The 26,319-nt window shown below is 56.4% G+C and carries 23 protein-coding genes and 1 tRNA gene; 13 read left to right on the plus strand and 11 right to left on the minus strand.

What is annotated here, in order from left to right:
• Positions 1 to 34 precede the first annotated feature (34 nt).
• From RMR16_RS15180 to RMR16_RS15210, 7 genes are all read right to left on the minus strand, one after another.
• Positions 35 to 247, minus strand: coding sequence for a hypothetical protein (locus RMR16_RS15180; RefSeq protein WP_432354756.1), 213 nt, complete (start codon positions 245 to 247; stop codon positions 35 to 37).
• Entirely contained in the window at positions 238 to 504 is a 267-nt protein-coding gene (locus RMR16_RS15185) for a hypothetical protein (protein WP_320199515.1), read from the minus strand. Before RMR16_RS15185 ends, RMR16_RS15180 begins: the two co-directional genes overlap by 10 nt.
• 154 nt (positions 505 to 658) lie before the next feature.
• Complete coding sequence (locus RMR16_RS15190) at positions 659 to 1,426, minus strand: DUF429 domain-containing protein (protein ID WP_320199516.1); 768 nt, start codon at positions 1,424 to 1,426, stop codon at positions 659 to 661.
• Between the two features lie 44 nt (positions 1,427 to 1,470).
• Positions 1,471 to 2,214, minus strand: a complete 744-nt coding sequence (locus RMR16_RS15195) for a M48 family metallopeptidase (RefSeq protein WP_320199517.1) — start codon at positions 2,212 to 2,214, stop codon at positions 1,471 to 1,473.
• Between the two features lies 1 nt (position 2,215).
• Entirely contained in the window at positions 2,216 to 5,230 is a 3,015-nt protein-coding gene (locus RMR16_RS15200) for a type I restriction endonuclease subunit R (RefSeq protein ID WP_320199518.1), read from the minus strand.
• Positions 5,231 to 5,237: 7 nt separating this feature from the next.
• Positions 5,238 to 6,464 carry a restriction endonuclease subunit S gene (locus tag RMR16_RS15205; RefSeq protein ID WP_320199519.1) on the minus strand — a complete coding sequence of 409 codons (1,227 nt, stop codon included), beginning with the start codon at positions 6,462 to 6,464 and terminating at the stop codon, positions 5,238 to 5,240.
• Complete coding sequence (locus RMR16_RS15210; protein ID WP_320199520.1) at positions 6,454 to 7,944, minus strand: type I restriction-modification system subunit M; 1,491 nt, start codon at positions 7,942 to 7,944, stop codon at positions 6,454 to 6,456. The genes RMR16_RS15205 and RMR16_RS15210 overlap by 11 nt, the downstream gene beginning before the upstream one ends.
• Positions 7,945 to 8,074: 130 nt before the next feature.
• Here RMR16_RS15210 and RMR16_RS15215 point away from each other — a divergent pair, with 130 nt between their 5' ends.
• The 4 genes from RMR16_RS15215 (at position 8,075) to RMR16_RS15230 (ending at position 11,035) form a co-directional block, all read left to right on the plus strand.
• Positions 8,075 to 9,034 carry a DUF5655 domain-containing protein gene (locus tag RMR16_RS15215; protein ID WP_320199521.1) on the plus strand — a complete coding sequence of 320 codons (960 nt, stop codon included), beginning with the start codon at positions 8,075 to 8,077 and terminating at the stop codon, positions 9,032 to 9,034.
• 60 nt (positions 9,035 to 9,094) lie between these two features.
• Positions 9,095 to 9,805 carry a DarT ssDNA thymidine ADP-ribosyltransferase family protein gene (locus RMR16_RS15220; protein WP_320199522.1) on the plus strand — a complete coding sequence of 237 codons (711 nt, stop codon included), beginning with the start codon at positions 9,095 to 9,097 and terminating at the stop codon, positions 9,803 to 9,805.
• Complete coding sequence (darG, locus tag RMR16_RS15225) at positions 9,805 to 10,845, plus strand: type II toxin-antitoxin system antitoxin DNA ADP-ribosyl glycohydrolase DarG (RefSeq protein ID WP_320199523.1); 1,041 nt, start codon at positions 9,805 to 9,807, stop codon at positions 10,843 to 10,845. Before RMR16_RS15220 ends, darG begins: the two co-directional genes overlap by 1 nt.
• 100 nt (positions 10,846 to 10,945) lie before the next feature.
• A tRNA-Ser gene (locus RMR16_RS15230) sits at positions 10,946 to 11,035 on the plus strand.
• 99 nt (positions 11,036 to 11,134) lie between these two features.
• On the opposite strand, the gene RMR16_RS15235 is transcribed toward RMR16_RS15230, so the two are convergent.
• The 4 genes from RMR16_RS15235 to RMR16_RS15250 form a co-directional block, all read right to left on the minus strand.
• Positions 11,135 to 11,875 carry an SHOCT domain-containing protein gene (locus RMR16_RS15235; protein ID WP_320199524.1) on the minus strand — a complete coding sequence of 247 codons (741 nt, stop codon included), beginning with the start codon at positions 11,873 to 11,875 and terminating at the stop codon, positions 11,135 to 11,137.
• Between the two features lie 270 nt (positions 11,876 to 12,145).
• On the minus strand, positions 12,146 to 13,381 hold the full coding sequence (locus RMR16_RS15240; protein WP_320199525.1) for an amidohydrolase family protein: 1,236 nt from the start codon (positions 13,379 to 13,381) through the stop codon (positions 12,146 to 12,148).
• 8 nt (positions 13,382 to 13,389) lie between these two features.
• Positions 13,390 to 14,955, minus strand: a complete 1,566-nt coding sequence (locus RMR16_RS15245) for a gamma-glutamyltransferase family protein (RefSeq protein ID WP_320199526.1) — start codon at positions 14,953 to 14,955, stop codon at positions 13,390 to 13,392.
• A gap of 10 nt (positions 14,956 to 14,965) precedes the next feature.
• Positions 14,966 to 15,655, minus strand: coding sequence for a GntR family transcriptional regulator (locus RMR16_RS15250; protein ID WP_320199527.1), 690 nt, complete (start codon positions 15,653 to 15,655; stop codon positions 14,966 to 14,968).
• Between the two features lie 248 nt (positions 15,656 to 15,903).
• On the opposite strand from RMR16_RS15250, the gene RMR16_RS15255 reads away from it, so the two are divergent.
• From RMR16_RS15255 to RMR16_RS15295, 9 genes are all read left to right on the plus strand, one after another.
• Complete coding sequence (locus RMR16_RS15255) at positions 15,904 to 17,463, plus strand: ABC transporter substrate-binding protein (protein ID WP_320199528.1); 1,560 nt, start codon at positions 15,904 to 15,906, stop codon at positions 17,461 to 17,463.
• 72 nt (positions 17,464 to 17,535) lie between these two features.
• Entirely contained in the window at positions 17,536 to 18,501 is a 966-nt protein-coding gene (locus tag RMR16_RS15260) for an ABC transporter permease (protein ID WP_320199529.1), read from the plus strand.
• Positions 18,502 to 18,514: 13 nt separating this feature from the next.
• Positions 18,515 to 19,468 carry an ABC transporter permease gene (locus RMR16_RS15265; protein ID WP_320199530.1) on the plus strand — a complete coding sequence of 318 codons (954 nt, stop codon included), beginning with the start codon at positions 18,515 to 18,517 and terminating at the stop codon, positions 19,466 to 19,468.
• Positions 19,469 to 19,477: 9 nt separating this feature from the next.
• Entirely contained in the window at positions 19,478 to 20,671 is a 1,194-nt protein-coding gene (locus RMR16_RS15270) for an amidohydrolase family protein (protein WP_320199531.1), read from the plus strand.
• Entirely contained in the window at positions 20,668 to 22,176 is a 1,509-nt protein-coding gene (locus RMR16_RS15275) for an amidohydrolase family protein (protein WP_320199532.1), read from the plus strand. Before RMR16_RS15270 ends, RMR16_RS15275 begins: the two co-directional genes overlap by 4 nt.
• Entirely contained in the window at positions 22,173 to 23,159 is a 987-nt protein-coding gene (locus tag RMR16_RS15280; protein WP_320199533.1) for an ABC transporter ATP-binding protein, read from the plus strand. Before RMR16_RS15275 ends, RMR16_RS15280 begins: the two co-directional genes overlap by 4 nt.
• The gene (locus RMR16_RS15285) at positions 23,156 to 24,121 is read left to right on the plus strand and encodes an ABC transporter ATP-binding protein (RefSeq protein WP_320199534.1); all 966 of its coding nucleotides are present in this window, start codon (positions 23,156 to 23,158) and stop codon (positions 24,119 to 24,121) included. The genes RMR16_RS15280 and RMR16_RS15285 overlap by 4 nt, the downstream gene beginning before the upstream one ends.
• A 41-nt stretch (positions 24,122 to 24,162) precedes the next feature.
• Positions 24,163 to 25,362, plus strand: coding sequence for an amidohydrolase family protein (locus RMR16_RS15290; protein WP_320199535.1), 1,200 nt, complete (start codon positions 24,163 to 24,165; stop codon positions 25,360 to 25,362).
• Between the two features lie 130 nt (positions 25,363 to 25,492).
• Complete coding sequence (locus tag RMR16_RS15295; RefSeq protein ID WP_320199536.1) at positions 25,493 to 26,311, plus strand: MerR family transcriptional regulator; 819 nt, start codon at positions 25,493 to 25,495, stop codon at positions 26,309 to 26,311.
• Positions 26,312 to 26,319 lie beyond the last annotated feature (8 nt).

The raw sequence follows: 26,319 nt of genomic DNA on the forward strand, positions 1-26,319 counted from the left end.
TCATTGATGTGACCGTAGATCGATCTACTAATAATCAAACATGTTTGTTCTTATCCAGCCAGATTTCAATCTGTGCTAACACGTTTGGCTGTAATCGGTGATTGCTTCTCAAAGCACTTCCTAGAGAAGCGGTCAGCCGCTTTAAACCCATCTCAGCCATCACATCACCCATCTTCAAATTTCGTTTTGCGATGATCGTGGTGATACGCAGCTTTGCCCACGGCTGAAGCCGTCGATTTACTGCCACGGAACAAGAGCTGCACCTACTGAACCGGCTTGCGACGCAACCCACTGTTCAAATTCGTTTCGCTCGTTCGCACTGGCTTTCAACCATGCATTCTGGAGTTCATGCAGACGAGTCCTTGGCGTTTTCAGTCCCGCTGCTAATGCGGCTTCTGTGACCGTCCGGTATATTCCATCCACCAAATCAGCGTAGATTCCCGGATGATCTCGGATCAAACGCTCTTCGTAGTAGGCTTTATCGCGTTTCTGTTTTTTCGGCATGTTGAATAAGGTCCGGAGCTAATCGCAGCAACTGGTAATCGCAACCTCGGGAAAACGCCAGAGCGACTCAGCGGCGCGCTGAGCATATCCAGAGCGACAAAGCGACGTGCATCTGCACCAAGCCAGTCAGCACGCTCCCCTGAGTCAAATAGCGCTACGCCAGAGCCAACCTGTTCTTCTCAAGGGCTTCACGCGCCCATCCTGCCCATTGATCTAAGGGTGGCAACCAAAACCAGCCACCTATTTCGTCGCCAACGACCTCGGCTTCGCCGCTCGCAGCACAGGCCGCAGTGAGCAGGCAGATCCATGCAGCCCGCTTTTCGTGGTCGCGCTCGCCAAGAACTTCGGTCGACAGCTGAGGATTATGCCAGCCAATCTTTTGAAACAGGACTGAAAGAACGCCGCTATCGATGGCATGATCATACAGCCAATCAAATTTCTTGCGTTTACCTGCCTTCGGTAATGCAAACCGTGCCTCTGGCAGCAGAACCCCCAAAAAAGCATTGGGAAATGCTTCGATGATGAAGGTGTCCTGACGGATCGCTCTCGCTACGCCTGTGTTATGCTCTGCCAGGTGAAGCACCTGATTTGCAGTTTCCGCCGCAGCTCGACGCAGATCCTTGCCGTAACCATGATTGCTCAGGCCCGGCTTGCATCGCGTCTGAAATGCGCCGCGAATGAACAGGCGTTCGCACAAACGGTCCAAGCTGTCATCGGATCCGATGGGAACAAGCGGCCCGTCGATGGCTATCACAGAAAACTTCGTAGACGCTGGAATGTGCTGGCTACGACGTTCCCAATCCGCGTGCGTCCTGGCTGCTCCAAACTCGCCATTCTTGCTCCAGGCGATGCCAGTGGTCGGCCTGGATTTCGAGAAGCCAACATCGATGCCGAGAAGCGCTGCCTCGGTGAGATCGATCATGCAAGATACCCCTTAAATACACTGGAGAAGACCAAACAGTCTGATCATCTCACAGGCTCCACCTTCTCCCACCCCAGCATATGCTCGTTCTTATCCAGCCACGCCTTGCGAGTTTCCCAATCGGGCAGAAGACGAGCAACTAGGTCCCAGAATTCCGGTTCGTGGTTGCGGTGCTTGAGGTGGCACATCTCGTGGACCACGGCATATTCCAGCACCGGCTTCGGCGCGAATATGAGATGCCAGTTGAGGTTGATCTGGCGGTCCTGACCGCAACTGCCCCACATGTGCTTCTGGTCTTTGATCTGGACGCCACGCGGCTTCATTGCATGACGCGCGCTGTGCCTACGAGCAAATTCAAGGGCGTCATCGCGCACGCGGCGCTTCAGCCAGAGCCTTATCGCGCTTTCGATAATGACATCGCACGAGTCGGGCGGCAGATCCCGAGGTCTAAGGATCCGAAAACCATTGCGGAACCCAACCTCCACCAGTGTTCCGTCGAAGGGCTCGATGGTCAGCCGCGCCATCCGACCCCGATAAGGGATCTTTGCGCCGGTCACGAATTGATAGACGCGCGTCTGGGCTTTGGCACGCTCTTCCATGTGCTGCACCGTCTGGATGATCCAGCCGCGCCGACGGTCCAGCACGGCACCTATCTCCTCATCACTGGCACCGTCAGGCACCAGCAGCTCGAAAGATTGCGGCGTCACGCTGAGGCTGGCCTTCTTCGCCTTGGCCGATCGCCGAAGCGTGTATTCAATCTCTCGGTTGCCGATGCGAAAGACGGTCATATCACTGCCTCGCGTAATGCTTGAGCGCGTAGGCCTCGACCTCTTCCGGTATCTCCTTCAGCTGCGTCAGCCCTGCAAAATGCACCATGGATCGCACCTGCTGGCGCAGGCTCTTGCGCAAACTGTCCTTTTCCCACCATTCAGCGGGCGCAGTAACAGGGTCAGTGTAGAGAGCTTCAAGCCGGACAGCCAGATCCTCGCCCTCCGGGCCGGAAATGAAACCGTTCAGCATTTGGAGAATGCCATAGGCACCCGGCGAGAGCCCGGCATCCACATGTGCGGCATCTTCGGCTGTGATGTCTTTCGCCAGCTCTTCGGCGGCTTTCAGCTTCTCGGCCCAGGAAGCCTGCGCGCTTTCCAGCTTTTCCAGCAGCTGGCGCAGGCGGTCTGAGAACTTGCCATATTGATGCGGGCTATCATCGATCCGTTCGGTCACTGTCTTACGCAGCTCCGTCGTCTTGCGGATCGCCGCCGTCATCAGGTCGTCTTCGCTCTTGTCGGCGGGGTCGAAATCCTCCCAGAATTCCGGGTCGGTAATGTGGCGTAACTTCACCGTGACGCTCAGACCCGTCGCCTCCAGATGCGTCTCCAGCATCTCGCGGATCTTCTCGCTGTAATTCATCTGGTCGAATGCCTGCCGCTTTTCGAAGTGCTGCGTTCCATACAGCAGGAAGCTGGCCACCCATTTCAGATCAGCAGTAAACTCCAGAACGCTCGGGTCCGGGCTCAGCGTCTCATAAAGGGCAATGAAACTGCGCGCCTTGGCCTTGAAGTCGAACCAGATGTCCTCCGTGCCCAGTAGCTTTACGAAAGCATCAAATTCCGCCTTGAGGGCATCCTTGTCGCGCGCGTTGCGCTTTAACGGCTTCATCAGCGCGGCCACGGCAGAGTGGGCTGCGCGCAGCTGGCTGCGCAGATCGTCCAGATTGCGCATGGCGTTTTTCACATCATCGGCACGGTAGGAGGAAAGCGCCTCTTCCAGATGGCCGGAGACGCCGATGTAATCCACAATCAGCCCGTTGCGCTTTTTCGCATCGGAAACGCGGTTGGTGCGGGCAATGGCCTGCAACAAGCCGTGCTCCTTCAACGGCTTGTCCAGATACATGACGCTTTCAATCGGGCAGTCGAAGCCGGTCAGAAGCTTGTCGCAGACGATGAGGAATTGCGGATCTTCGCCCTTGCGGCCAAAAGCCTTCTTTGCCAGCTTTTCGGCCTCGGCATCCAGATAATTCGCCTTCAATGCGGTGCGGATCGCCTGTTTGTGGGCGCCCTCGCTCACGTGGCCGTCCGTCTGGTTGACGGAATAGACGCAGGCAGACATGGCGTCGGCCTGGCGAAGCGCCTCTTCAGACGTCATGCCCTGCGCCGCCAAATCCTCAGCAATCACCGACGTCAGCGCCTGCTTGTAGAGAATGACCGCCTCGCGGTCGATAGCGACGATCTGCGCCTTGAAGCCATCTGGCTGGGCATAGGCCTTGAAATGGGTCCAGATGTCATAGGCGATAAGCGCGATGCGGCGGGGATGCTTGACAAGATCCTCCATCTGCACGCCGCGCTTCTTGATGTCGTTCAACTTGTCGTCGTCCAGCTCGGCAAACCATGTGTCGAACATGATGTCCATCCGGGCTTCGTCGATATGCCAGTCCGTCTTGCGGCCGGTATAGTAGATCGGCACGGTCGCGCCATCGGCCACGGCGTCGTCAATGCCGTATTTGTCGAGATAGCCCTCGCCCACCACGCCGAAATTCTCGTAGGTGTTCTTGTCGTCTTTCTTCACCGGCGTGCCGGTGAAGCCGAAGAAGCGCGCGTCCGGCAGTGTGGCACGCAGATAAGCGCCGAGATCTTTTTCCTGGGTGCGGTGGGCCTCGTCCACCATCACGATCCAGTTTTGTGAATTGGCAACCGGCTGGTCGGAGCCTTGAAACTTGAAGATGGTGGAAAGCACCGTGTGCCCATCCGTGCCGCTGCGGATCAAGGCGTGCAGATCCTTGACGCTGCGGATCGGCGTCGGGTTGGGCAAGCCGCAGGCAACGAAGGTGCCACTGATCTGGGCATGCAGGTCCACGCGGTCGGTCAGCACCAGAATGTTGGGGTTGGTCAGCGCGGGCGACTGTATCGTCCGATGCGTTTTCAGCTTCAGGGCGGCAAAAACCATGGTCAGGGATTTGCCGCTACCCTGCGTGTGCCAGATCAGTCCCTGACGATGCTTGCCCTCAATCACCCGATCCACGATGCGGTTAACGGCGCGGAACTGCTGATAGCGGCAGATTTTCTTGATCGTGCCGCTCTCCGTCTTTTCAAACACCACGTAATGCGCGATGAGATCCAGCAGGCGGCCTGGCTCCAGAAGGCACCAGAGCCCCTTGACGAGACTGTCTGCAAAATCGGCTTCAACCTTCGGCCACGGGTCACGCCATTCTGCGTAATATTTGGAGCCGGAGCCGGTTGCGCCATAAAGCACCAGCGCACCGTCGGTGACGATGTTGAAGACATTGGAATAGAAAAGGCGCGGAATTTCGGCCTCATATTGCTTGATCTGCTCAAAGGCCTCGCCGGTCTTGTCCCTCACATTCAACGGGCTTTTCGCCTCGATGACGACAAGCGGAATGCCGTTGACATAGAGAACGATGTCAGGCTTTCGCGTGGTCTCGGCCTTTACCCGCAACTGGTGGGTGACCGTAAAACGATTGTTGGCGGGTTGGAGAAAATCGATCACCCGCAGCGTCTGGCGCGTCTCCTGCCCGGTCACCTTGCGGGCGAAATCGCCACGCAGCACCTTGAGCCAAGCTTCGTTATTGCTCAAACCCACCAATTCGCCAAAGGCGGCCTCGGCAGAGGCGCGGTCAATGCCGTTGATGCGCATCAGGGCTTCGGTCAAATGCGGGCGAAACAGAACGTGGTTCTCGCCGTCGCGCAATGAAGCATGTTCGGAAGGCGTCACAAAGCCATAACCCATGGCTTGCAGATATTCGATTGCCGGGCGCTCGGCAAATTGCCATTCGGGTCCAAGGCTCATTGCGCGCTCACTCCGCCGCCATGAGCAAGGCGTCAGTCACCCGCTTGCGACCGGCGAGGAGGTCGGACATGAGGGCGGATTTGAAACGTAATTGCCGATCCAGTCTGGCAGTGGCAACTGATATAGCGGCGTCGAATGCCTTCGATACGGCTACAATCTCTAACTGTTCTCTGAGGTCCGGTAGTTTTACGGGAAAGTGTTTTACTTGTGTTGAATTGATGGAGGCAAGGTTTGTGCTTCGCTTCGAACAAGATTGAAAATAAGCCTTACCACCCTGAGACGCGGTAAGATTTGCCAAAAACTCCGGGACAATTCGGCTTTGGTCCGGGCGAACTGCAAATACATGGTTCTGATGGAGGCATGGTTCCACGGATCCATCCCAGACATCGCCACGCCCTAGCTTATCGTAATCACCGCCCTCTGTCATGAGAACATCACCTTTTTGAAGACTGTAGCGTTCCACTTGGCCACGAGGGATGGAGATGTTCTGTAAGTCGGAAAGATCGACATACCCGTCCTGCACATTCGCTACTCGCAAATATGGCAAATCCACTGCGTCGATGATCTCTTTTTTGTTTTTTGCTATCCCTGTGCGAACCGACGCGACATCTTGAAGCTCTACGACCTCCCACCCCTCCGGGATCTCCCCGATCTCTGTCTGCTTGAAGCGCATGTGGCCGATGCCTTTTGTGAGCAAGCGTTCCAGCACACCCTGCTTGACCTTTCTGGTCTGCTCAATTACCGCCCGCGTTGCCGCGATGGCCTCATCGACGCTGGACAGGATTTCGGCGATGCGGCGCTGTTCGTGTAGCGGAGGAACTAGAATAGGAAGCTGCTTTAAATCCTTTTGATTGAGCTTTGACCTCGTGCCGCCCTTGATGTGTGGTGTGATGTCGCGATGAACAAACCAATAATAAAACCAGTCTCGTGTGATCGCAGTCGGCCTAATAACGTGCGCGTGGTTGTTCACCCATGCCTTGCCATTAAGCCTATGACAAATGGGTCTCTCGCTCGCCTCGTCAAAGTAGCCTCCATCTTCGGCCATTAAGACCAGCGGTTCATCAAAAAGCCAATCGTCAATGTAATCAACGATACCATTCGCCCCCCAATAAGGGAAAGCTCCTCGTCGTATACGACGTTCTTCGCTGTTTAGCGGTTTTCGGCGAGAATCCAGAATTTCACAAGTTCCCGCGACGTCGCTCTCCCGCCACCCCTCTGGCACCTCATGCGACATAGCCAAGCTCCCGCAGAAAGCCCATCATCCGCGCTTCTGCCGCGTCGCGCTCGGTCTGAAGCTCCACCAGCTTTTCCACCTCCACGGCAACATCCACCTCCGCTGCTTCCTCGCCCAGATGCACGTAGCGGCTGATATTGAGGTTGAAGTCGTTTGCTTCGATTTCGCTTGTCGGCACCACCCGCGCCAGCCGCTCCACATCGGCAAAATCGCCATAGGCCTTGGCAAGAGTTGTCACATTGGCATCGGACAGATGGTTCTGGTTCTTGCCATCCACCACCTGTTCGGCACCGTTGACGATGAGGATCTGCCCCTTGCGTGCTTTCGGCTTCTGTTTGCGCAGAATGAGGATGCAGGCTGGAATACCCGCGCCATAAAACAGGTTGGGCGCAAGGCCAATGACGGCCTCGACCATGTCATCGCGGATCAACCCTTCGCGGATCTTGCCCTCGGCACCACCGCGAAACAGCACGCCGTGCGGCAGCACCACGCCGCAGGTGCCGTTTTCCTTTAGGCTGGCCACCATGTGCTGCACAAAGGCCAGATCGCCGTAAGATTTGGGCGGGCAGCCATAGCGGTCGCGGCCAAAGGCGTCGCCCTTCGACCACACATCATGGCCCCAGCTTTTCAGCGAAAAGGGCGGGTTTGCCAGCACCCGGTCAAAGGTGCGGATGGCCTTGACGCTCTCGCCCGTCAGATGTTTCGGCTCCAGCAGCGTATCGCCGCGCGCCACATTGGCGTCGTCAATATCATGCAGGAACAGGTTCATCTGGCAGATGGCCCAGGTGTTGAGGTTGCGCTCCTGCCCAAACAGGGAAAGGCTTCTTGGATTCTTGCCCTGCCGCTCCAGATGGTGGACCGTTTCCAACAGCATGCCACCAGAGCCGCAGGTGGGGTCATAGACCGACATGCCCTCTTCCGGCTTCAAACATTCCACAATCAGCCGCACGACCATTTTCGGCGTATAGAACTCGCCACCCTTCTTGCCGCTATCATCGGCGAAGCGTTCGATCAGATATTCATAGGCCTGCCCCAGCATATCCGGCTCGACATCGGTCTTGCGCAGGCGATAGGCCTCGAAATGCTGGAGAAGCTTTTCCAGCATGGCGTCGGGAAAGCGTTCCTTGTTGTTGAAATCCACATCCTGAAACACGCCCTTGAGGCGCAGATTGGCATCTTCGATGGAGTGAAATGCTCTGTTCAGATGGGTGCCGATATCGGTTGTGTGCTGCCGCACATCCTTCCAGAAGTGGCCTTTAGGAATATCGAACCGATGCTCCTCTGGGTCGGCAGCAATCTGCGCATCGCCATAGCGCGCCAGCCGTTCCTCATACTCCTCTTCCCACACATCCGAGAGGCGCTTGAAGAAGAGAAGACCGAAAATATAGTGCTTGTAATCACCGGAATCGATCGATCCCCGCAGGATGTCGGCAGCGCGCCAGAGGTGGTTTTCCAGCTGCGAAAGTCTCAATGTCGACATATCCGTATTTCCCCATGCACTCGCCGCAACCGATACAGCAAATCGGCGCTCCGCGCCAAATTATCTGGACAAGGATGATAAAGCGACTAGAAATTTCTAGCACAATCTCTGATTACGGCTGGAACGATTCTTGAGCGATATCAAACTGTTTCATTTCGGCGGCGCTCAGGTAAGCGAGCTTCCCGGCAGTGCCATGCAAGTGGAGAAATCCCTTCAGGTCCTGTTCGAAGCCAACCTGGAGGCACTGCTGGGTATCCGGTTTCTGGCGACCGAGCATTCGACCGGTCCCGTGCATGGCGGCCGCATCGACACGCTGGGGCTGGATGAGGACAACTCACCCGTCATCATCGAATACAAGCGTTCGGTGAACGAAAACGTCATCAATCAGGGCCTATTCTATCTCGACTGGCTGATGGATCACCGCAAAGAGTTCCAGTGGATGGTAATGGAACGCCTTGGGCAGGACGTCGCCAGTTCCGTTGATTGGTCTGCTCCCCGACTGCTCTGCATCGCTGGAGACTTCACACGCTATGACGAGCACGCCGTCAAGCAAATCGCCCGAAATATCGAGCTGATCCGCTATAGGCGGTTCGGTGAGGATCTGCTGATGTTGGAACTGGTCCACGTGCCCAAGACCAGCAAACTCAATGGCCCTAAAGTGGCAACTGAGGCGAAAAGTGTAAGTTCATCACAATCCACGCCCGATATCAGTCCAGAAAACGACCCCTATCTCAGCCAAAGAATGAGTTACCGCCTCTCGCAGTCGTCAGCAGACCTCCGGGATATCTACGACGCGGTTTACCAATTCCTGATCGGTCTCGGTGACGATGTTCAGGTGAAGGAATTGAAGCTTTACACAGCCTTCAAGCGGCTGAAAAACTTCGTCTGCATGGAGATCTACCCACAGGCGCGAACTGTGACGCTTTTTCTCAAGCTCGAACCAGATACTGTGGCGCTCGAAAGTGGGTTTACGCGTGACGTCAGCAATGTTGGCCACTTTGGCACGGGCGACTTACAGGTCACGCTGAAGTCGATGGCGGACTTTGAGAAGGCACAGCCGTTTTTGCTAAGAGCGTATGAGGGTGGGTAACATATAGGAAGCGGAGCACGTCAATCGCGGCAATCATACTTCAATTGTGGAGGAGGCGTCTTGCCCCAACGGTTTATATTTCGGCAGGTTCACTTCGCGGATATCCCAACCTTTCTTAGAGATGGTGAGATTCGCGCTAAAAATCATGAGCACCCACAAGTTTGCCATCAAGCTTCATACCAATCAATCGTCAACCGCCGAGGAACTGCGGAATTTGAGCTGCCGGCCGGTGTCGTGAATGATTACGTGCCTTTCTATTTTTCTCCTATAACGTCATTCACATACACCATACATCAAGGGAATGTTCCCTCAGTTGCTCCCTCAGGCGAAATTCTTGGCGTGGCGAAAGATGACGACCGTGTATTTTTTGTGTTTCCCGTTGACCTATTCCGGGGCTCAGGCCTGGATTATTGTTTCAGCGATTACGCGCTGAATTCGCAAGCACCTTTGCCATCAATTGAGACCGACCTGGACAAACTTGAGGCGCACGTGCACTGGAACGTTTTTGATGACACGCCATATATAGCTTCGATTCCGGAGATTGGATATGCCGGGGTGTGCCGCTGGTTCCAGAATGCTGCCACTCCTCCGACGCGCCAACTGAGGAGTCAGAAACGTATGGCGGAGTTTTTGGTTAAGCGTTCTGTCCCGCTGAATTTGGCATGCTGCCTTGTTGCAAAATCATCCTCTATCGGAGATAACGTGTCGCAAATGATGGCCGCTTCTCGTTGGAATATTCCGATAATTACGAAGCGCGGGTGCTACTTCTGATGACTCTGATTTTCGAAAAAGGTGACCTGTTTTCACAGCCAGTTGAAGCGCTGGTGAACACTGTCAACTGTGTTGGCGTGATGGGAAAGGGTGTTGCGCTTGAATTCAAGCGGCGCTGGCCCGAAAACTATAAAGCTTACAAGCGAGTTTGTGATGCCCAGGAGTTAACTCCGGGCCGGATGTTTGTATTTGATCGTGGACAATTCTTTAGAGATGACGGACCGCGTTATATCATCAATTTCCCGACCAAGAACCATTGGCGCGCTAAGTCCACCTTGCAATATGTAAGTGATGGCCTTGATGCTCTGATCAAAGAAATTAAAGATCGAGGAATTTCCTCAATTGCTTTGCCTCCGCTTGGTTGTGGGAATGGCGGCCTTGATTGGAAAGATGTCCGTCACTTGATCGAATCTCGATTAGCGAGCCTCGCTAACGTGAATATTATCGTGCTGGCACCGATGGACGCCGAAGACGAGCCTGAATATGCTCAAGTGAAGCTCACTATGAATCACGAGCGTGCAATTCTGTTGAAAACACTTGGCGACTTTGAAGGATATTTCGACGGAAAATTCGACAGGATATCACTTCAGAAAATAGTGTATTTCTTACAGGTGCTTGGAACACCGTTCAATCTACAGTTTTCAAGAAACCTCCACGGTCCTTATTCAGAAACGCTCCGCAAAGCTTTCATCGCTTTTGAGAAACTTGGCATGATTAAAGGTTTTGCATCCGGTGACAGACAATCGCATGTTACCCCGGCAGCATATGCCGCTGCGGATGAGTATCTCAAGGAAAGCAGTCCAAACAGTCTTAGCGTGATCGAACGGCTCAGCAAACTCATTCAGGGTTACGAAAGCCCCTACGGCTTGGAGCTGCTTTCGTCGGTTCACTGGCTTGCAGATAAAGAAAAACACTATCCGGTCGAGAAAATCATTGCAGAAATGCGCAATTGGAATGAAGCCAAGCGCAATACGTTCAACGATAAAGTAATCCGGGTTGCATATGAGCGCCTGCAGGCTGACTTGCTTGTTGCGCGGTAAGACCGCGTCGGCCCACTGCATTTACATGCGCCACTTCCTGGCCACACCCAGATTGCTGGTTATGAGAACGCCCGCACGAACCTCAAAACTTCGTGCCCGCGGAGAGGTGGCAGAGTGGTCGAATGCACCGCACTCGAAATGCGGCATACCTGCAAGGGTATCGTGGGTTCAAATCCCACCCTCTCCGCCATAATAGGCCTTGGGGCAGTAAGGGTCTTTGACCAACCATCGTTTTCCCCGAAGATTGGTTAATTCGCGGGCGTTAGTAGGGGCTTCTACGTCGCCAACATTACAACCGATCAAGCAGCTCCGTTTTTTTCGCGGCAAATTCCTCGTCTGAAATTATACCTTTCGAACGCAGGCCGGCGAGCCGTTCGATTTTGCTGATGATATCGTCTTGATCAAAAGCGGTCGGGCCAGAGGCTACGCTTGTGGTTGAAGGCGTCATAGCCGGAACTGGTCTCGGCTCAACCTGAGCGGGGACCGCTCTCTGGATGTCTTGAGGCCTATCCGGGCTGTCGTCGGCGGTGGTTACGATATCGAGATCAGCCACACGGACGAGGCCGTGTTGCGACGTGAAGGTTAACGACTGGTCGCCGCTCTGCTGCTGGGAAAAGCCGCCGATGTTGTGGTCCTTAGTATCGTAGACCGTCATCTGTCCGTTGACATCGATGGCCAATCGGCGGTTTGCCGGAAAGAAGGCATAGCGAAGGTTGTTCTGCGCGCCAGTCGAGGAAGGCTGTCCGAGATGGTGTGGCCACGAACTGCTGTGCGAACTGGACTGGTAAAAAAAGCTGCTGCCGTCTCCCTGGCTTTGGGACTGATGAGGCCGATCCAGCTTCGGGCCGGATAGCTTACCCGACCTTATATAATCGGCGATCTCGGAGCACAGCATATCCACCCGATGCTTCAGGCCATTGTTGAACATGTCGCCGACCATGATCATGCCGCCGCTCGACCATTGCCCCATCCCGCCAAGTTCAGAGTGATTGAACTGGGCCTGATTGGTATGGCCCGCAATCAACGCCATTGTCAGATGCTCGATGACGCCTTGGCTCACGCCATGTCGTTGGGATAAGCCATCGACAATGCTTTGTTCCTGAGTATCTCTGATCACAAGCCGCGCTCCATTGGTTGGGAGTTTTCTTATTACATTTGCGAAGCTGCGAAGATAGGCGTGGTACACGTTCGGACAATATCGACGGACGTTGGTGCGACGATTAGAAAACTCATAGGACGCCGGCTCTCCGCAGGCTGAACTCACCTTTTCCCAATGATGAGCAAACCTTGGGGGTTATCCCTAACCATTCACCCGTTCGAAAATCTTTGGCTGCTCGCGCGCGAATGTCTTCCTGCCACGCTTCCAGCCGGCCAGCGCCGGTGCCACTGTGCGGATGGCGGTGCGGTGGTCTGTGGCGTTGAGGACAACGATGTCGGCGGGTGCGCCGATGCAAAGGCCGTAATCCATCCGCATCAGGGCTGCGGGGCGTGTGCTGACCATTTCAAAGACGTTGTCGATGTCGCTATCTCGGGAAAGCTGCATGACATTGGCGTAGAGGTTCGCCATTCGCGCCAGTGAGGCGTCGCCGAACGGCGTGAAGGGGTTGAGGATGTTGTTGGTGGCAATGGCTGCCTGAACGCCTTCCGCCAAGAGCAGATGAGCCGGGGCGATGCCGCGTGGTGTGTTGGTTGGGTGATCTCGCCCCATCAGGAAAAGGTCTGTCGCTGGCAAAACGGTCAAGGCGATCCCAGCTTGGGCGATTTTTAGTGCAAGCTTCGTGCGCGCGGTAACATCCAACGCAGAGATGTTGGTGACGTGGCCGATTGTCACGCGGCCTTCATAACCATTCGCGCGCGTCGCTTCGATAACGCTGGGCAGATCGGTCTTCGCCGGATCAAGGCTGAAATCCAGATGGAAGTCCACATCGACATCATGCTTCTTTGCGAGCATGAAAATTCGGCGGATATGTTCTTCCGGGCGGGGATCGGTGTAGGGACAGCCTCCGATCAGGTCCGCACCGGTGCTGAGCGCTTCCTCCAGCATTTGTTCTGTTTCAGGTTCATTTGTCAGCCCTTCCTGAGCGAAGGCGCAAATTTGGATATCGATTGCGAATGAGAAATGTTGGCGCACGCGCTTGATGGCCTCAAACGATCGCATGCCGGCACGCGGGTCGATCTCCACAAAGGTTCGCATTCGGGTAGTGCCATGCACTATGGCCTGCCGGACGACCGCAGATGCCCGTTCATAAACGTCGTGTTCGGAAAAACCTGCCTTGGCTTTGGACGTCTCTCGAACTGCCTCTTCCAGAGTACCGGCACAAATTGAGCAGCGATCCAGAATACATGCTTTGTCGAGGTGGATATGGCTGTCCACGAAACCTGGAAAAGCAAGATGACCCTGCAAATCCTCTTCTTCCACAGCATCGCACCGGATGTTCGGCTGCAACCCAACAATACGGCCACCTTTGATCGCAATATCCACCAGCGTGTTTTGATGCATGAGGCGCGCGTTGCGCAGAACCAGATCGACAAGCATATCGGCGTTCAAACTCCAATGGCGCAGCCATCGCTGCGTGGGTCGTGAGCCCCGTCAATCCATCCGTCATCATTCACACGGATGACACCGGCCTGACCGGACAGCGCACTCAAGGCAGGAATTTCGATAGTTTCGTGCCCAAGCGCGGACAATGCTCTCAGAACGTCCTCACCGACCAAACCTTCGATCTTCAGATTGTCCCGCGTATCGGAAAAGGTTCTGCCTAACAGGAACCGTGGGGCAGCGAGTGCCTGAAGCGGATCAAAACCATGATCGATCAATCGGCTTAACAGCACGGTCAGCGTCTGCGGCTGGCCATCTGCGCCTTGCGTGCCATAGAGCAAATGTGGCTGGCCGTTGCGCAAAGCCATGCCGGGATTGAGCGTGTAAAAGGGTCGCTTGCCGGGTGCCAGGACGTTTGGGCTGCCTGGGTCGGTGCTGAAAGCTGCTCCACGATTCTGCCAGAGGATGCCGGTTTCGCTCAGCAACACCCCGCTTCCCCAATCGTAATACGTGCTTTGCAACGTGCTGGCGCATCGGCCCTCGGCGTCCACCGCCGCAAGGTAGACGGTGTCGCCGGTTTGATGGCGGAACGGCCAGGGAAGCGCAGCTTGGCGGTCGATTGCCGCAGCCTTGCGTGCGAGTGTGGCGTCGGCAAGCCATTCGCCACAGGCCTGTGCTACAAAATCCGGATCAGCAATTTGACCCCGCTCGAGAAATGCCTGCTTCACCGCTTCGATGCAAAGATGGTAGAAATCGGCAGAGGCCGGGTCCACCTCTGCCATGTCGAATTTCGACAACACGCCCATAATGCCGAGTGTCGTCACGCCTTGGGATGGCGGTGGCGGCGCGAGAAGCTCAAGGCCCCGGTAGGCAAGTGAAATAGGCTCAGCAATGCGGGCCCTGGTATTTTTCATGTCATCAAAGCGAATCGGACTTCCGGCTGCTTCCAGGCTGGCAGCGATGTGGTGGGCAAGTTCGCCTTCGTAGAATTCGCGATGCCCTTGACGGGCAATTCGCTCCAGCGCGCCAGCAAGCTGCGGTTGACGCTGAACACCGTCGGTCACGAACAAGGCATTAACACCGGGCCAGTCGCGGATTTCCTGCCTTCTAAAATCGTGCCAGTATTTCTGTGACTGGCTGACGGGGAAACCTTCGGAAGCCAGTTCAATCGCATCCGCCAACAGTGCTGCAAGGTTTTCTGTCCCCTGCCAATTTTCATGTGAATATCGCAGCGCCTCACCCCAGCTATCCACCAGTCCGGCAGTGGTCAGAGCCGATAGCGGGCCGCGTTGCGGGATGGTGTCGAGAGTGGGCAAGGTTTGAGCCGCCTGTCCGATGCCCATGATCGTCTGACGTCTGCCAGTACGGTCAGCGACGATCCATATTGCATCTCCACCAAGTCCGCAGAAATGGGGGTAGAGAACCGACAATGCGGCACCGGCTGCAATCACCGCTTCTATGGCCGTGCCGCCCCGGCGCAAGACCTTCGCACCGGCCTCGGTTGCAGTGTGGTGCGGAGTGGTGACCATACCGCGCCGGGACCGCGCCGCCGTCTCACTCGTCTGGCGCATGCGAACGTCCTTAATCTGCTATGGTTATGTAACGGCTGAGGATTTCCGTAATATCCGGTCCCTCGTCCTTCTCGTCCACCTTGGCACGATCCTCCACCGCATGAAGGTGGTGATCCATGATGTGGGTTGCCGCCGCATGGTCGAGGTTTTTCAAGGCTTCGATCAAGTGGATATGCTCATCGATGCCACACTCGGCCGAATGCGGACGTCCAAAACGGGCGAGGATAAGCGACGAGCGAGACACCACCTGACTGATAAAATCGATCAGAAGTTTCGAGCCGGTCAATTCCGCCAGAAGGATGTGGAATTCTCCAGCGAGACGAATAGAGCGCGGTGAAGATGCCCGCAACGCCCGCTCTTCTTCACGCACATGGCTGACGAGTGCGTCGATGCCGTCTTTGGGCATACGCTTGCACAGGCGCTCGATCACTTCGCGTTCCAGACAACGCCTGAGCGCAAAAACCTCTTCCGCCTCCTCCAGCGTCGGCATGGCAACTGCGGCGCCCCGGTTCGGCTTGATCTCAACAAGACCGTCAGAAGACAGCCGCACAAGTGCATTGCGCGCACTGGTACGGCTGACCCCGAACGTGTCACCAATGGAGTCTTCCGGCAGCTTCGTTCCGGGCTTGAGAGCTTGCTCAAGAATGGCACGGCGAAGGGAAGCGTAAATTGCATCGCTTCTGGTGAGATTCGTGGACATCGTTTCCGTCTTCTTTTTCGAATGCACTTTAATGGGCATATTGCACAAATTTTGTATTTAATCCAGCGGGTTTTATTGCATCCAATTTTTTCTTGATATTGCATACGAAATTCGATACCTCTTTATTAGGAGCGCCGGAAAGAGCGTAAAAAGGCCGAAAAACCACTGATATAAACACGGTCAGTAAGCTTCGCATACAATCAGTGTCATTTTTGGCATTCAATTGAATACGATAAGAGGGGATCAAAATGATCAAAACGACCAGAATACTGGTGGCAGGCGCTGCCTTGCTTGCCCTATCAATGCCCGCCGTTGCCGGAACGCTCAAATGGGGAGCGTCGCGCGATATCAGCTCGCTCGATCCGTATTCTTACGGAGACAGCTTTGCGCTTGGCGTCCTCAATCACTCCTATGAAGGATTGATGCGCTACGACCGCAATCTGAAGATCGAGCCCGCACTCGCAACATCATGGGAAATCGTCTCGCCGACCACATGGCGCTTCAAGCTGCGCGAGGGCGTGAAGTTCCACAATGGTGCGGATTTCACCGCCGATGACGTACAAGCATCGCTGTTGCGCGCAACCAACCCGAAGTCGCCTCTGCGCGGCAACATCCCGGCATATAAGGGATCACGCGTCATCGACGCCCACACAATCGAAATCGACGTATCGGCCAATTACCCGCTGCTGCTCAACGACCTGACAACGATTTACATTTTCGATGCTGGCTGGTTGAAAGATAACAATGCAGAAGCTCCAACAGATGTCGGCTCAGGTGTTGAGGGTTACGCCACCTACAATGAAAATGGCACCGGCCCTTTCAAGGTCGAAAGCCGCCAGCCAGATGCGAAAACCGTCTTCGTGAAATATGATGGCTGGTGGGACAAGCCTCAGCACAATATCGACCGTATCGAACTGACACCAATCGCCTCAAGCGCCACCCGCGTGGCCGCCCTTCTGTCTGGCGACATCGACTTCACCGACCAGGCGCCTGTGCAGGATCTGCCACGGCTTGAAGCAGCCTCGGCCCAGGTCAAGCTTCTTGAAGGAACAGACCTACGCACCGTCATGATCGGCTTCAGCCAGCGTGACCAACTGTTGTCGGGAGCACCAAACCCGATGAAGGATTTGCGGGTTCGCCAAGCCATGCAGCTCGCCATCGATCTTGATCTCATCCAGAAACGGGTCATGCGCGGCAAGTCACGCAATGCCGGCGCGCTCGTCGCACCGCAAATTCCGGGATACGACGCTGCGCTGGACCAACCCGTCAAAGCCGACCCGGAAAAGGCAAAAGCACTTCTTAAAGAAGCGGGCGCTGAAGGTTTCGAATTTGACTTCAATTGTGCAGACACATTGGTCAACGAAGAGCAGATGTGTCAGGCCGTCGCGTCCATGTGGTCGCGTGTCGGTCTGAAGCCCAAGCTGGATCAAGGGCCACGCGCCGTGCAGACACCGAAGCGGTCGGCTGGCAAGGTCGATGTCTACACGCTCGGCTGGGCCACACTGCCGATGCTCGATGCCTACAGTCTGACCTCTCAGGTCTTGCACACCAAGGAAGGTTCGTTCGGAATTTTCAACTGGGGTGGCTGGTCGGACAAAGAGTTCGATAAGGTCACGGAAGCCTCTGCGGTGGAACTCGACAGGACCAAGCGGCTTGCGCTGGAAGCACAGTCGCTGAAGATCGCCAAGGATCACGCACTGATGATCCCGCTTCACCAGCAGCCGCTGGCGTGGGCGACAAGCGCAAAGATTGCCGACTTTCCGCTGTTTTCGGACAACCTTCCACGTCTGTGGCTGGTGAAGATGTAATCCGAGCCCCCGCCCGAAACCCGTGGCGGGGGTCATTTCCATCCGTTTCGTTCAGATCAAGGACCGTTCACCATGCTCGCTTTCCTCATCAAGCGGATCGGCAATGCCGTTCTCGTGATGCTGACGGTCGCTTTCTTTGCTTTCCTCATCTTCCGTTTTCTGGGAGATCCCGTCGAGATGATGGTGAACGAAAGCGCGACACAGGTTGATCGCGATGAATTGCGGTCGCGCCTTGGCCTGAATGATGGCTTCTTCGTGCAATATGTCCGCTTCGTCACCAATGCGGCCCAAGGTGAATTCGGTCTTTCCTGGCGCAACCAGCAATCCGTACTCGGCCTCATTGCGGAACGTTTTCCCGCCACGTTCGAACTCGTCATCATCGCGACCATCCTGTCACTGGCCATCGGCATTCCGCTGGGTGTGTTTACGGCGATCGGTCGCGGGCGATGGTGGGCGGAAAGTCTTCAGTTCGGATCGATCATCGGCGTTTCCTTGCCAAGTTTCCTCGTCGGCATTCTGTTGATCCTGACGTTTTCCGTGACGCTGGGTTGGTTGCCGGGTTATGGCCGCGGTGATGTCGTCAACATCGGTTGGTGGTCCACGGGAATGCTGACGCCATCGGGACGTGCTGCCGTGATTTTGCCGTCACTGTCGCTATCGCTTTTCCAGATCACGCTCGTCATGCGGCTGGTTCGGGCGGAAATGCTGGAAACCTTACGAGCGGATTTCATCAAATTTGCCCGCGCCCGTGGCGTCAAACGACAGGCACTGTGGTTCCGCCACGCACTCAAAAACTGTCTGATGCCGGTCGTCACGCTGACGGCCATGCAGGTTGGCAATCTGATTGCCTTCGCACTTGTGACCGAGACCGTGTTTCAGTGGCCGGGAATGGGCATGTTGTTCATGCAGGCCGTAACATTCGTCGATATCCCCGTGATGGCGGCCTATCTCTGCATCGTATCCTTTATCTTCGTGACGCTGAATACTTTCGTTGACATCGCCTATGCGGTCATCGATCCGCGTCTGCGCGCCGCGTGACAGGACCAAAACCATGACCGCCATTCAGCAAAACCCCACGACGCCCCGGTCCACGCCATCGCGATTGACGCGTCTGCGCCAATCCGATCTGTGGTGGAGCTTTAAGCATCATCCCTCTGCGATCATCGCCGCGATCCTGCTGCTGGTTCTGATCGTCTCGGCGTTTCTGGCACCGTTGTTTACGGTGCAGAACCCCTATGACCTTGCCTCGCTCGATCTGCTCAACGCCGAAATCCCGCCGATCTGGATGGACGAAGGCCAATGGCCCTTCATCCTCGGTACGGATGTGCAGGGACGCGACCTGTTATCGGCGATCCTCTACGGCTCGCGCGCTTCTATCGTCATCGGTGCGGCATCGGTTGCTGTGTCTCTCGTCATCGGGTCGACACTTGGACTGATTGCCGGTTATCACGGAAAATGGGCCGACAGCCTGCTGATGCGTGCCGGGGATGTTTTGCTCTCCATGCCGACGATGCTGATTGCAATCCTTGTCTCTGCACTGGCCCGCCAGCTTCTGCCGCCATATCTGCGCGAAGTCGGAGCGTCAGGCGTCATCGTTTTTGCGATCTCTTTGTCGGCATGGGTGCAATATGCCCGCACCGTCAGGGCGCAGACGATGGTTGAGCGCAACAAGGAATATGTTCAGGCCGCCCGGCTGATCAGGGTGCCGACATGGCGGATCATGCTCAAGCATATCCTGCCCAACACCACCACGCCGCTTTTGGTCACAGCCACGCTGAATTTCGGCCTTGGCATCTTGATCGAGGCAACGCTGTCTTTCCTTGGCGTCGGAATGCCGCCGGAGCAGCCCTCGCTGGGCACGCTGATCCGTATCGGTAACCAGTACCTGTTCTCCGGCCTGTGGTGGATCGTGCTTTTTCCCGGCTTGCAGCTGTGTCTGCTCGTCGTTTCCATCAACGTGCTCGGCGACTGGCTGCGCGACGCTCTTAACCCCAAACTGCGCTGAGGCATTCCGATGAGTGATCTTCTTATTACCAATGCAAGACCGATGGGTGGCGCGAGCGCCGACATTCTCATCAAGGATGGACGCATCGCCGCTATCGGCCAAGGGCTCACCGCTGGCGATGCCACCGTTGAGGATGCAGGCGGTCGCATCGCCATTCCCGGCCTTGTGGATGCCCACACCCATCTCGATAAGTCGCTTCTCGGTTATCCATGGTACAAGAACGAAGTCGGACCACGCCTGATCGACAAGATCGACAACGAACGTCAGGTGAAGCGCGAATACGGCCTCGACGCTCATGTGCAATCCATGCGCCAATCGTTGCAATCCGTCGGATACGGCACGACGCTGATCCGCACGCATGTCGACATCGACACCGACCAAGGCCTGACGGCACTGGAAGGCGTTATGGAAACGCGGCGTCAGCTTGCCGGCGTGGTGGAAATCGAAATCGTTGCCTTTCCGCAGTCTGGATTGATGCGCCGACCCGGCACCGCTGAATTGCTCGACAAAGCCATGGCCATGGGTGCCGATCTGGTCGGCGGGCTTGACCCTTGCGGCATGGACCGCGACCCGAAAGGGCATCTCGACACGATTTTCGCAATTGCCGAAAAGCACGGAAAAGGTATCGACATCCATCTGCATGAGGGCGGCGAACTCGGCGCTTTCTCGATGGACATGATCTTTGAGCGTATCCGCGCCATGGGCATGCAGGGCAAAGTCGCCGTCAGCCACGCATTTTGCCTCGGCCTGCCCGATTGGAACGTCTCGCAGGCGCTGATCGACACCTGCGCCGAGCTGGACGTGCCGATTTTAACAACGGCCCCGCCATCACGCGAAGTGCCGTCACTCAAGCGACTGCACGCGGCGGGCGTACGTTTCGGTGCCGGTGTCGACGGTTTTCGCGATACATGGGGGCCGTACGGAAACGGCGACATGCTGGAGCGCGCCATGTTGCTCGGCATGAAAAACAACCTGCGCCGTGATGACGAGCTTGCGATGGCGCTGGACGTCTGCACCACTGGCGGCGCTTTGGCGATGGACCGCAAGGCCCATGCACTTGAAGTGGGCGGTCGCGGCGATGTCGTCCTTGTCGAAGGCGAGAGCGTCGGGGAAGCGATCGTCACCCATCAGCCGCGCAAATTGGTTGTCACCGCTGGAAACATCGTCGCACGCGATGGCGCAAGCCTGCGAGCCCGACCATGACCATAGCCATGACGACAGCAGATTGGCCCGCCCTGCCCCTTGGAAAAAGGCCGCCCGGTCGATGGGCGCTTGCCGCGCGTTTCGTGATCGCCGATTTTCCCGAAGCTCGACGCGTGATCACCGATGGTGAAGTGGTCATCGAAAACGACCGTATCATTTGGGTCGGACGCCGGTTCGAAGGCAAATTGGCAGCGCGTTATGATATGGGCGAAGCCCTTATCGCTCCGGGTTTCATCGACCTTGATGCCCTGTCCGATCTGGACACAACCGTGCTTGCCATGGACAACCAGCCGGGCTGGAAAAAGGGCCGTGTCTGGCCCGCAGACTATGCCGCACAGGCCTATGAGATGTATACGCCGGAAGAGCTGGCGTTTCAGAAACGTTACGCTTTCGCGCAATTGCTCCTCAACGGCATCACCTCAGCCTTGCCCATCGCGTCGCTATTCTACCGTGCCTGGGGTGAAACGGTTGCCGAATTCGAAGCTGCCGCAGCTGCTGCCGAAGACCTGGGCCTTCGCGTCTGGCTGGGTCCGGCCTATCGCACAGGTGGCGTTATCCTCGACGAAGCAGGCGCGATGCAGCCGGTCTTTGATGAAGCGCGTGGGCTTGAAGAGCTTGCTGAAGCCGCTGCCTTCGCCAAGCGAATACACGGCTCTGCCAATGGCCTGATTTCCGGCATGTTCGCGCCGGATAGGGTCGAGACATGTACCGAAGCGCTTTTGCGCAAAACCTTCGCACATGCCGACGACATGGACATGCCCGTGCGCCTGCACATGGCGCAGGGTGAGATGGAGTTGCAAACCGTCCGTCGCCTTCAGGGCACCACCGCTCCGCAATGGCTGGATAGTCTTGGCGTTCTTTCATCCCGGTTGATTGCGCCGCATGCCACGGTGGCGACCGACGATGACCTCTCACGCTATGCCGCCAACGGCGTGACCGTCGCCCATTGTCCGCTGGTTTCAGCCCGTCACGGCTCCTCTTTGAAATCCTTCTCGCGGCTCAAAGCAAAAGGCATCCGCATTGGCATGGGAACGGATACGGCACCGCCCGACATGGTGCTGAACATGGCTGTCGGCCTGATGGCAAACAGGATTGCCGAAGGGCGCGGCGACGCAGGTTCCTCCGCCGAATTTTACGACGCCGCGACACTGAATGGCGCCGACGCTCTGAAGCGGCCTGACCTTGGACGCATCGCACCCGGCGCGAAGGCAGACATCGCCATCTTCGACATGGGCGACCGGATGATCGCGCCTCGCATCGATCCGATCCAGACCCTTGTTTACGGCGCAACAGGCCGCGTCACACGCGCAACATTCGTCGATGGGCGGCTTTCCATGCGCGATGGCGCGGTTGCTGGCATCGACCTCATTGCAGCCCGCGCTCAGGCTCAGGACCAGTTCGACCGTCTGATCGAACGTTATCCCGAGCGCACCTATGGCCATCCACCGGTGGAGGAGATTTTCCCGCCGAGCTATCCCTCCTCCCAGACGGAGCCGTCGTCATGAATCCCACGGGCCACCCTCCTGCCCTCGACGTCAAAGGTCTCTCGGTCGAGTTTCCGACACGCAGAGGAATGCTGACGGCTCTTTCCGATGTTTCCCTGACCATCGAACGCGGCGAAATTCTCGGTGTGGTCGGCGAGTCCGGCGCTGGCAAATCGATGACCGGCATGGCCGTTCTCGGCCTTCTCGAACCTCCCGGCCGCATCTGCGCCGGTGAAATCCATATTGGTGGAAAGCGGACAGACTGCCTTAGCAACCACGAGATGGAAAGCGTGCGCGGTCGCATGGTCGGAGCGATATTTCAAGACCCGTTGACCTCGCTTAATCCGCTGTTTTCCGTCGGTCAGCAGCTGATCGAAACGATCAGACTTCATTCCGACAAAACCCGCACCGATGCACGAACCCAAGCCGTCAACCTGTTGAAACAGGTCGGCATTCCGGGGGCCGATGAGCGCATCGATCATTATCCGCACCAGTTTTCCGGCGGTATGCGGCAGAGAGTTGTCATCGCCCTTGCACTGGCAGGCAACCCGCAACTGATCATAGCCGACGAGCCGACCACAGCTCTCGATGTATCGATCCAGGCGCAGATTACCACGCTCTTGCGCAGGCTGTGCCGTGAACAGGGCGTGGGCGTGATGCTGGTCACTCACGACATGGGCGTCATCGCCGAGACTGCCGATCGGGTAGCGGTGATGTATGCTGGGCGGATCATTGAGATCGGTGCTGTCGAGGACGTGCTGGCCCGGCCAAAACACCCCTATACACGCGGATTGATGGGTTCCATTCCAGCGCTGGGCGCGCGTGTCGAGCGTCTTACGCAGATCGACGGCTCCATGCCGCGGCTGAACGCCATTCCCCCGGGCTGCGCGTTCAATCCCCGCTGTTCGTCGGCTGGTCCACGCTGTCTTCATTCACGCCCGACCGTTGTGCCATCAGCGCATGGTGCTGTCGCCTGCTTTATCCATGATGGAGGTGTTGCATGAGAAGTTCACAGAACGCCCTTGAAGTCGATCAACTGACACGGGTTTTCGATGTCTCGACGCCTTGGCTGAACAGGATGATCGAACGCAAACCAAAACGCTATTTGCGAGCCGTGCAGGACGTCACCTTCATTGTCCAGAAGGGCAAATGTCTGGCGCTTGTCGGCGAGTCCGGTTGCGGAAAATCGACTGTGGCCCGGCTGGTCACAGGGCTTTACGAACCCACCGAAGGCGCGATCGTCTTTGCTCCGGCAAGCGATGGAAAGCCGATGGAAGCGCAGATGATTTTCCAAGACCCGCACGCCAGCCTCAATCCGCGCTGGCGCGTCGGCGATATCATTGCCGAGCCCATCCGGGAATTCGGCCTGCGTGACAGTGAAGACGCGGTTGCTGCACGCGTATCCGATCTGTTGAAAATCGTTGGCCTTTCGCCGGACGATAACCGCCGGTATCCGCATGAATTCTCCGGCGGACAGCGGCAGCGTATCTCTATCGCGAGAGCGCTGGCAAGCGAGCCGGAATTCCTCGTTTGCGACGAACCGACATCGGCGCTCGATGTGTCGGTACAGGCCCAAATTCTCAACCTGATGCGTAGGCTTCAGGACGAACTTGGCCTGACCTTTCTGTTCATCAGCCACAACCTCGCTGTAGTGCGCCATATGGCAGACCGGATCGCGGTTATGTATCTTGGCCGGATCGTCGAAGAAGCGGACACCGAAGCGCTTTTCGCAGACCCGCAGCATCCCTACACGCAACTGTTGCTTCAGACGATTCCGGACGTTGCCTCTCCCAATCGCAACCGGGAACTGATGGGCGGAGAACCGCCCAGTCCGCTTGATCCACCGAAAGGCTGCGCATTCCATCCGCGCTGTCCACTGGCGGCAGACATCTGTGTGCGAGAGGTTCCGAAATCACGGCCTCGCCACAGCGGAGGTGTCGTTGCCTGCCATATGGCAGAGCTTTGACCGATACCCCGGCTGCAAAACCATTCTGACAAGGAGTTTCAATGAGCACGACGAAGACTGTCTTTACCAATGCAAAAATGGCCGACGGCCTGCTGCGCGATATCCATGTCGAAAACGGTTTGATCACATCCATCGACCCCGCCGGGGTGGAGAGCGCATCTGCTTCCGTCATCGATATAGCTGGAGATTTGCTCGTTCCCGGTTTTGTCGAAGGGCATATTCATCTGGACACCAGTTTTTACGGCGACACATGGAGACCGCATCGCCCCTGCACGAACGGTTTCGACGTGCATGAGCGCGTCGTATTTCAGGCAGAAAACATGGCTGCCGCTGCACCCATGGACAAGCGTGCGCGTGACCAACTCGATCTGTGCATCGCCAACGGAACGCTCGCGATGCGCAGCCACGTCATGGTGGACGGATCGGTCGGATTGAAATCGCTGGAGACCATTCTTTCGGTTCGCGAAGACTATAAAGATCTGATCGATGTTCAACTGGTCGCATTTCCCCAGAGCGGCATCCTCAAAAGCCCCGGCACGCCGCAGCTTCTTGACGAGGCCATCAGCCTCGGTGCCGATCTGATCGGTGGTCTTGACCCCGCGAGCTTCGACCGCGACGTCAACGGCCATCTCGACGTGGTGTTCGGCGTTGCCGAAAAATGCGGTGTAGATGTCGATATCCATCTCCACGATGCTGGCAGCATGGGTGCCTTCACCATTGAGGAGATTTGCGCACGGACTGTCGCTCTCGGCATGCAGGGCCATGTGGCCATCAGCCATGCTTACGGCCTCGGCGACCTTGCGCCGGACGCAGCCCGCAAGATTGCCGCGACCATTGCCAAAAGCGGCGTTTCAATCATGACCAACGCACCGGGTAACCACAATTTTCCACCAGTTGCATTGTTGCGCCGGGAAGGCGTCACCGTCTTCAGCGGCAGCGACAATATCCGCGACTCCTGGTGGCCCTATGGCGACGGCGATATGCTGCATCGGGCCGAAATTATCGGCTACCGTTCTGGCTTCTACACAGATGACGAACTGAACGCTGCTTTCGACATCGTCACGACAGAAAGCGCAAAGGCATTGAGGATCGACGGCTACGGCATTGCGGTTGGCGCAAAGGCTGATTTCGTAACGCTTGCCGCCGACAACATCCCACACGCCGTCGTCGCTTTCCCCAAAGGCCGCAGGGTGTTCAAAGCCGGACGGCTGGTAGCTGAGGGCAACAAAGTCCTTCGTTGATAAGGGCTGACATGCAACCGCACGGCCCGATGTGTCCAAAGACGTTTCGTACTGGTGAAGTGTTCAAGATATTTTTTTGAACACAAACAGTTTATGACTGACCAAAGTGCGATTCAATGAAGGACCCGGAATGAATGACAGCAAACAAATCTATCGTGTGAGCGAAGCCGCCCGCTTGATAGGTGTGTCAGCGTCGACGCTCCGACTCTGGGAAAGTCAGTGTCTGGTCATACCGGATCGCTCGGAAAAAGGGCATCGGCACTATACGACTGACCAGATTGCGCGGCTGAAACATATTTCATGGCTCAGAAAAGATAGAGGGCTTAATCCCGCAGCAATACGGGAAACCCTCGATCTTGAAGAGCAGTTGCCGGAATCTGAAACGAGCCAACCCGCGAACGAAACGCCCCCAGACATCGGCCCTCGCTTTCGTGCGTTGCGACACGCATCGGGCAAGACACTTGATGCTGTGACCGCCGACCTTGGCATGGCAACATCGAAACTTTCCACGTTTGAGCGCACGTCTCACGGCTTCAGTATTCGGGACCTTAAAGATCTGGCCGAGTATTTTGGCACGACGATCTCGACCATCTCAGGCGAAAATCCAACGGTAAACCGTGCTCTTGTAAAATCCGGTGAGTGGAAATCATGGCCGACGATGGCCCCCGGCGTTACCATTCAGCTGCTCGCCGAAGGTCGAAACATGATGGATTGCCATCGGTTTATCCTGGCGCCCGGCGCATCCAGTGAAGGCGCCTATGATCATGAAGGCGAGGAATTCATCTTTGTCCTAAGCGGCAGATTTGAAATCACGCTGGAAGGGCAGGATTTTTACGAACTCAGCCCGGGCGACTCACTGTATTTCGAGAGCCGCAGACAACACGCATGGCGAAACCGTTTCGATGGCGACACGGTGCTGATCTGGATCAACACCCCACCGACATTCTAAACAGATGT

Source organism: Agrobacterium sp. rho-13.3, from assembly GCF_033957765.2.
Classification (GTDB): domain Bacteria; phylum Pseudomonadota; class Alphaproteobacteria; order Rhizobiales; family Rhizobiaceae; genus Agrobacterium.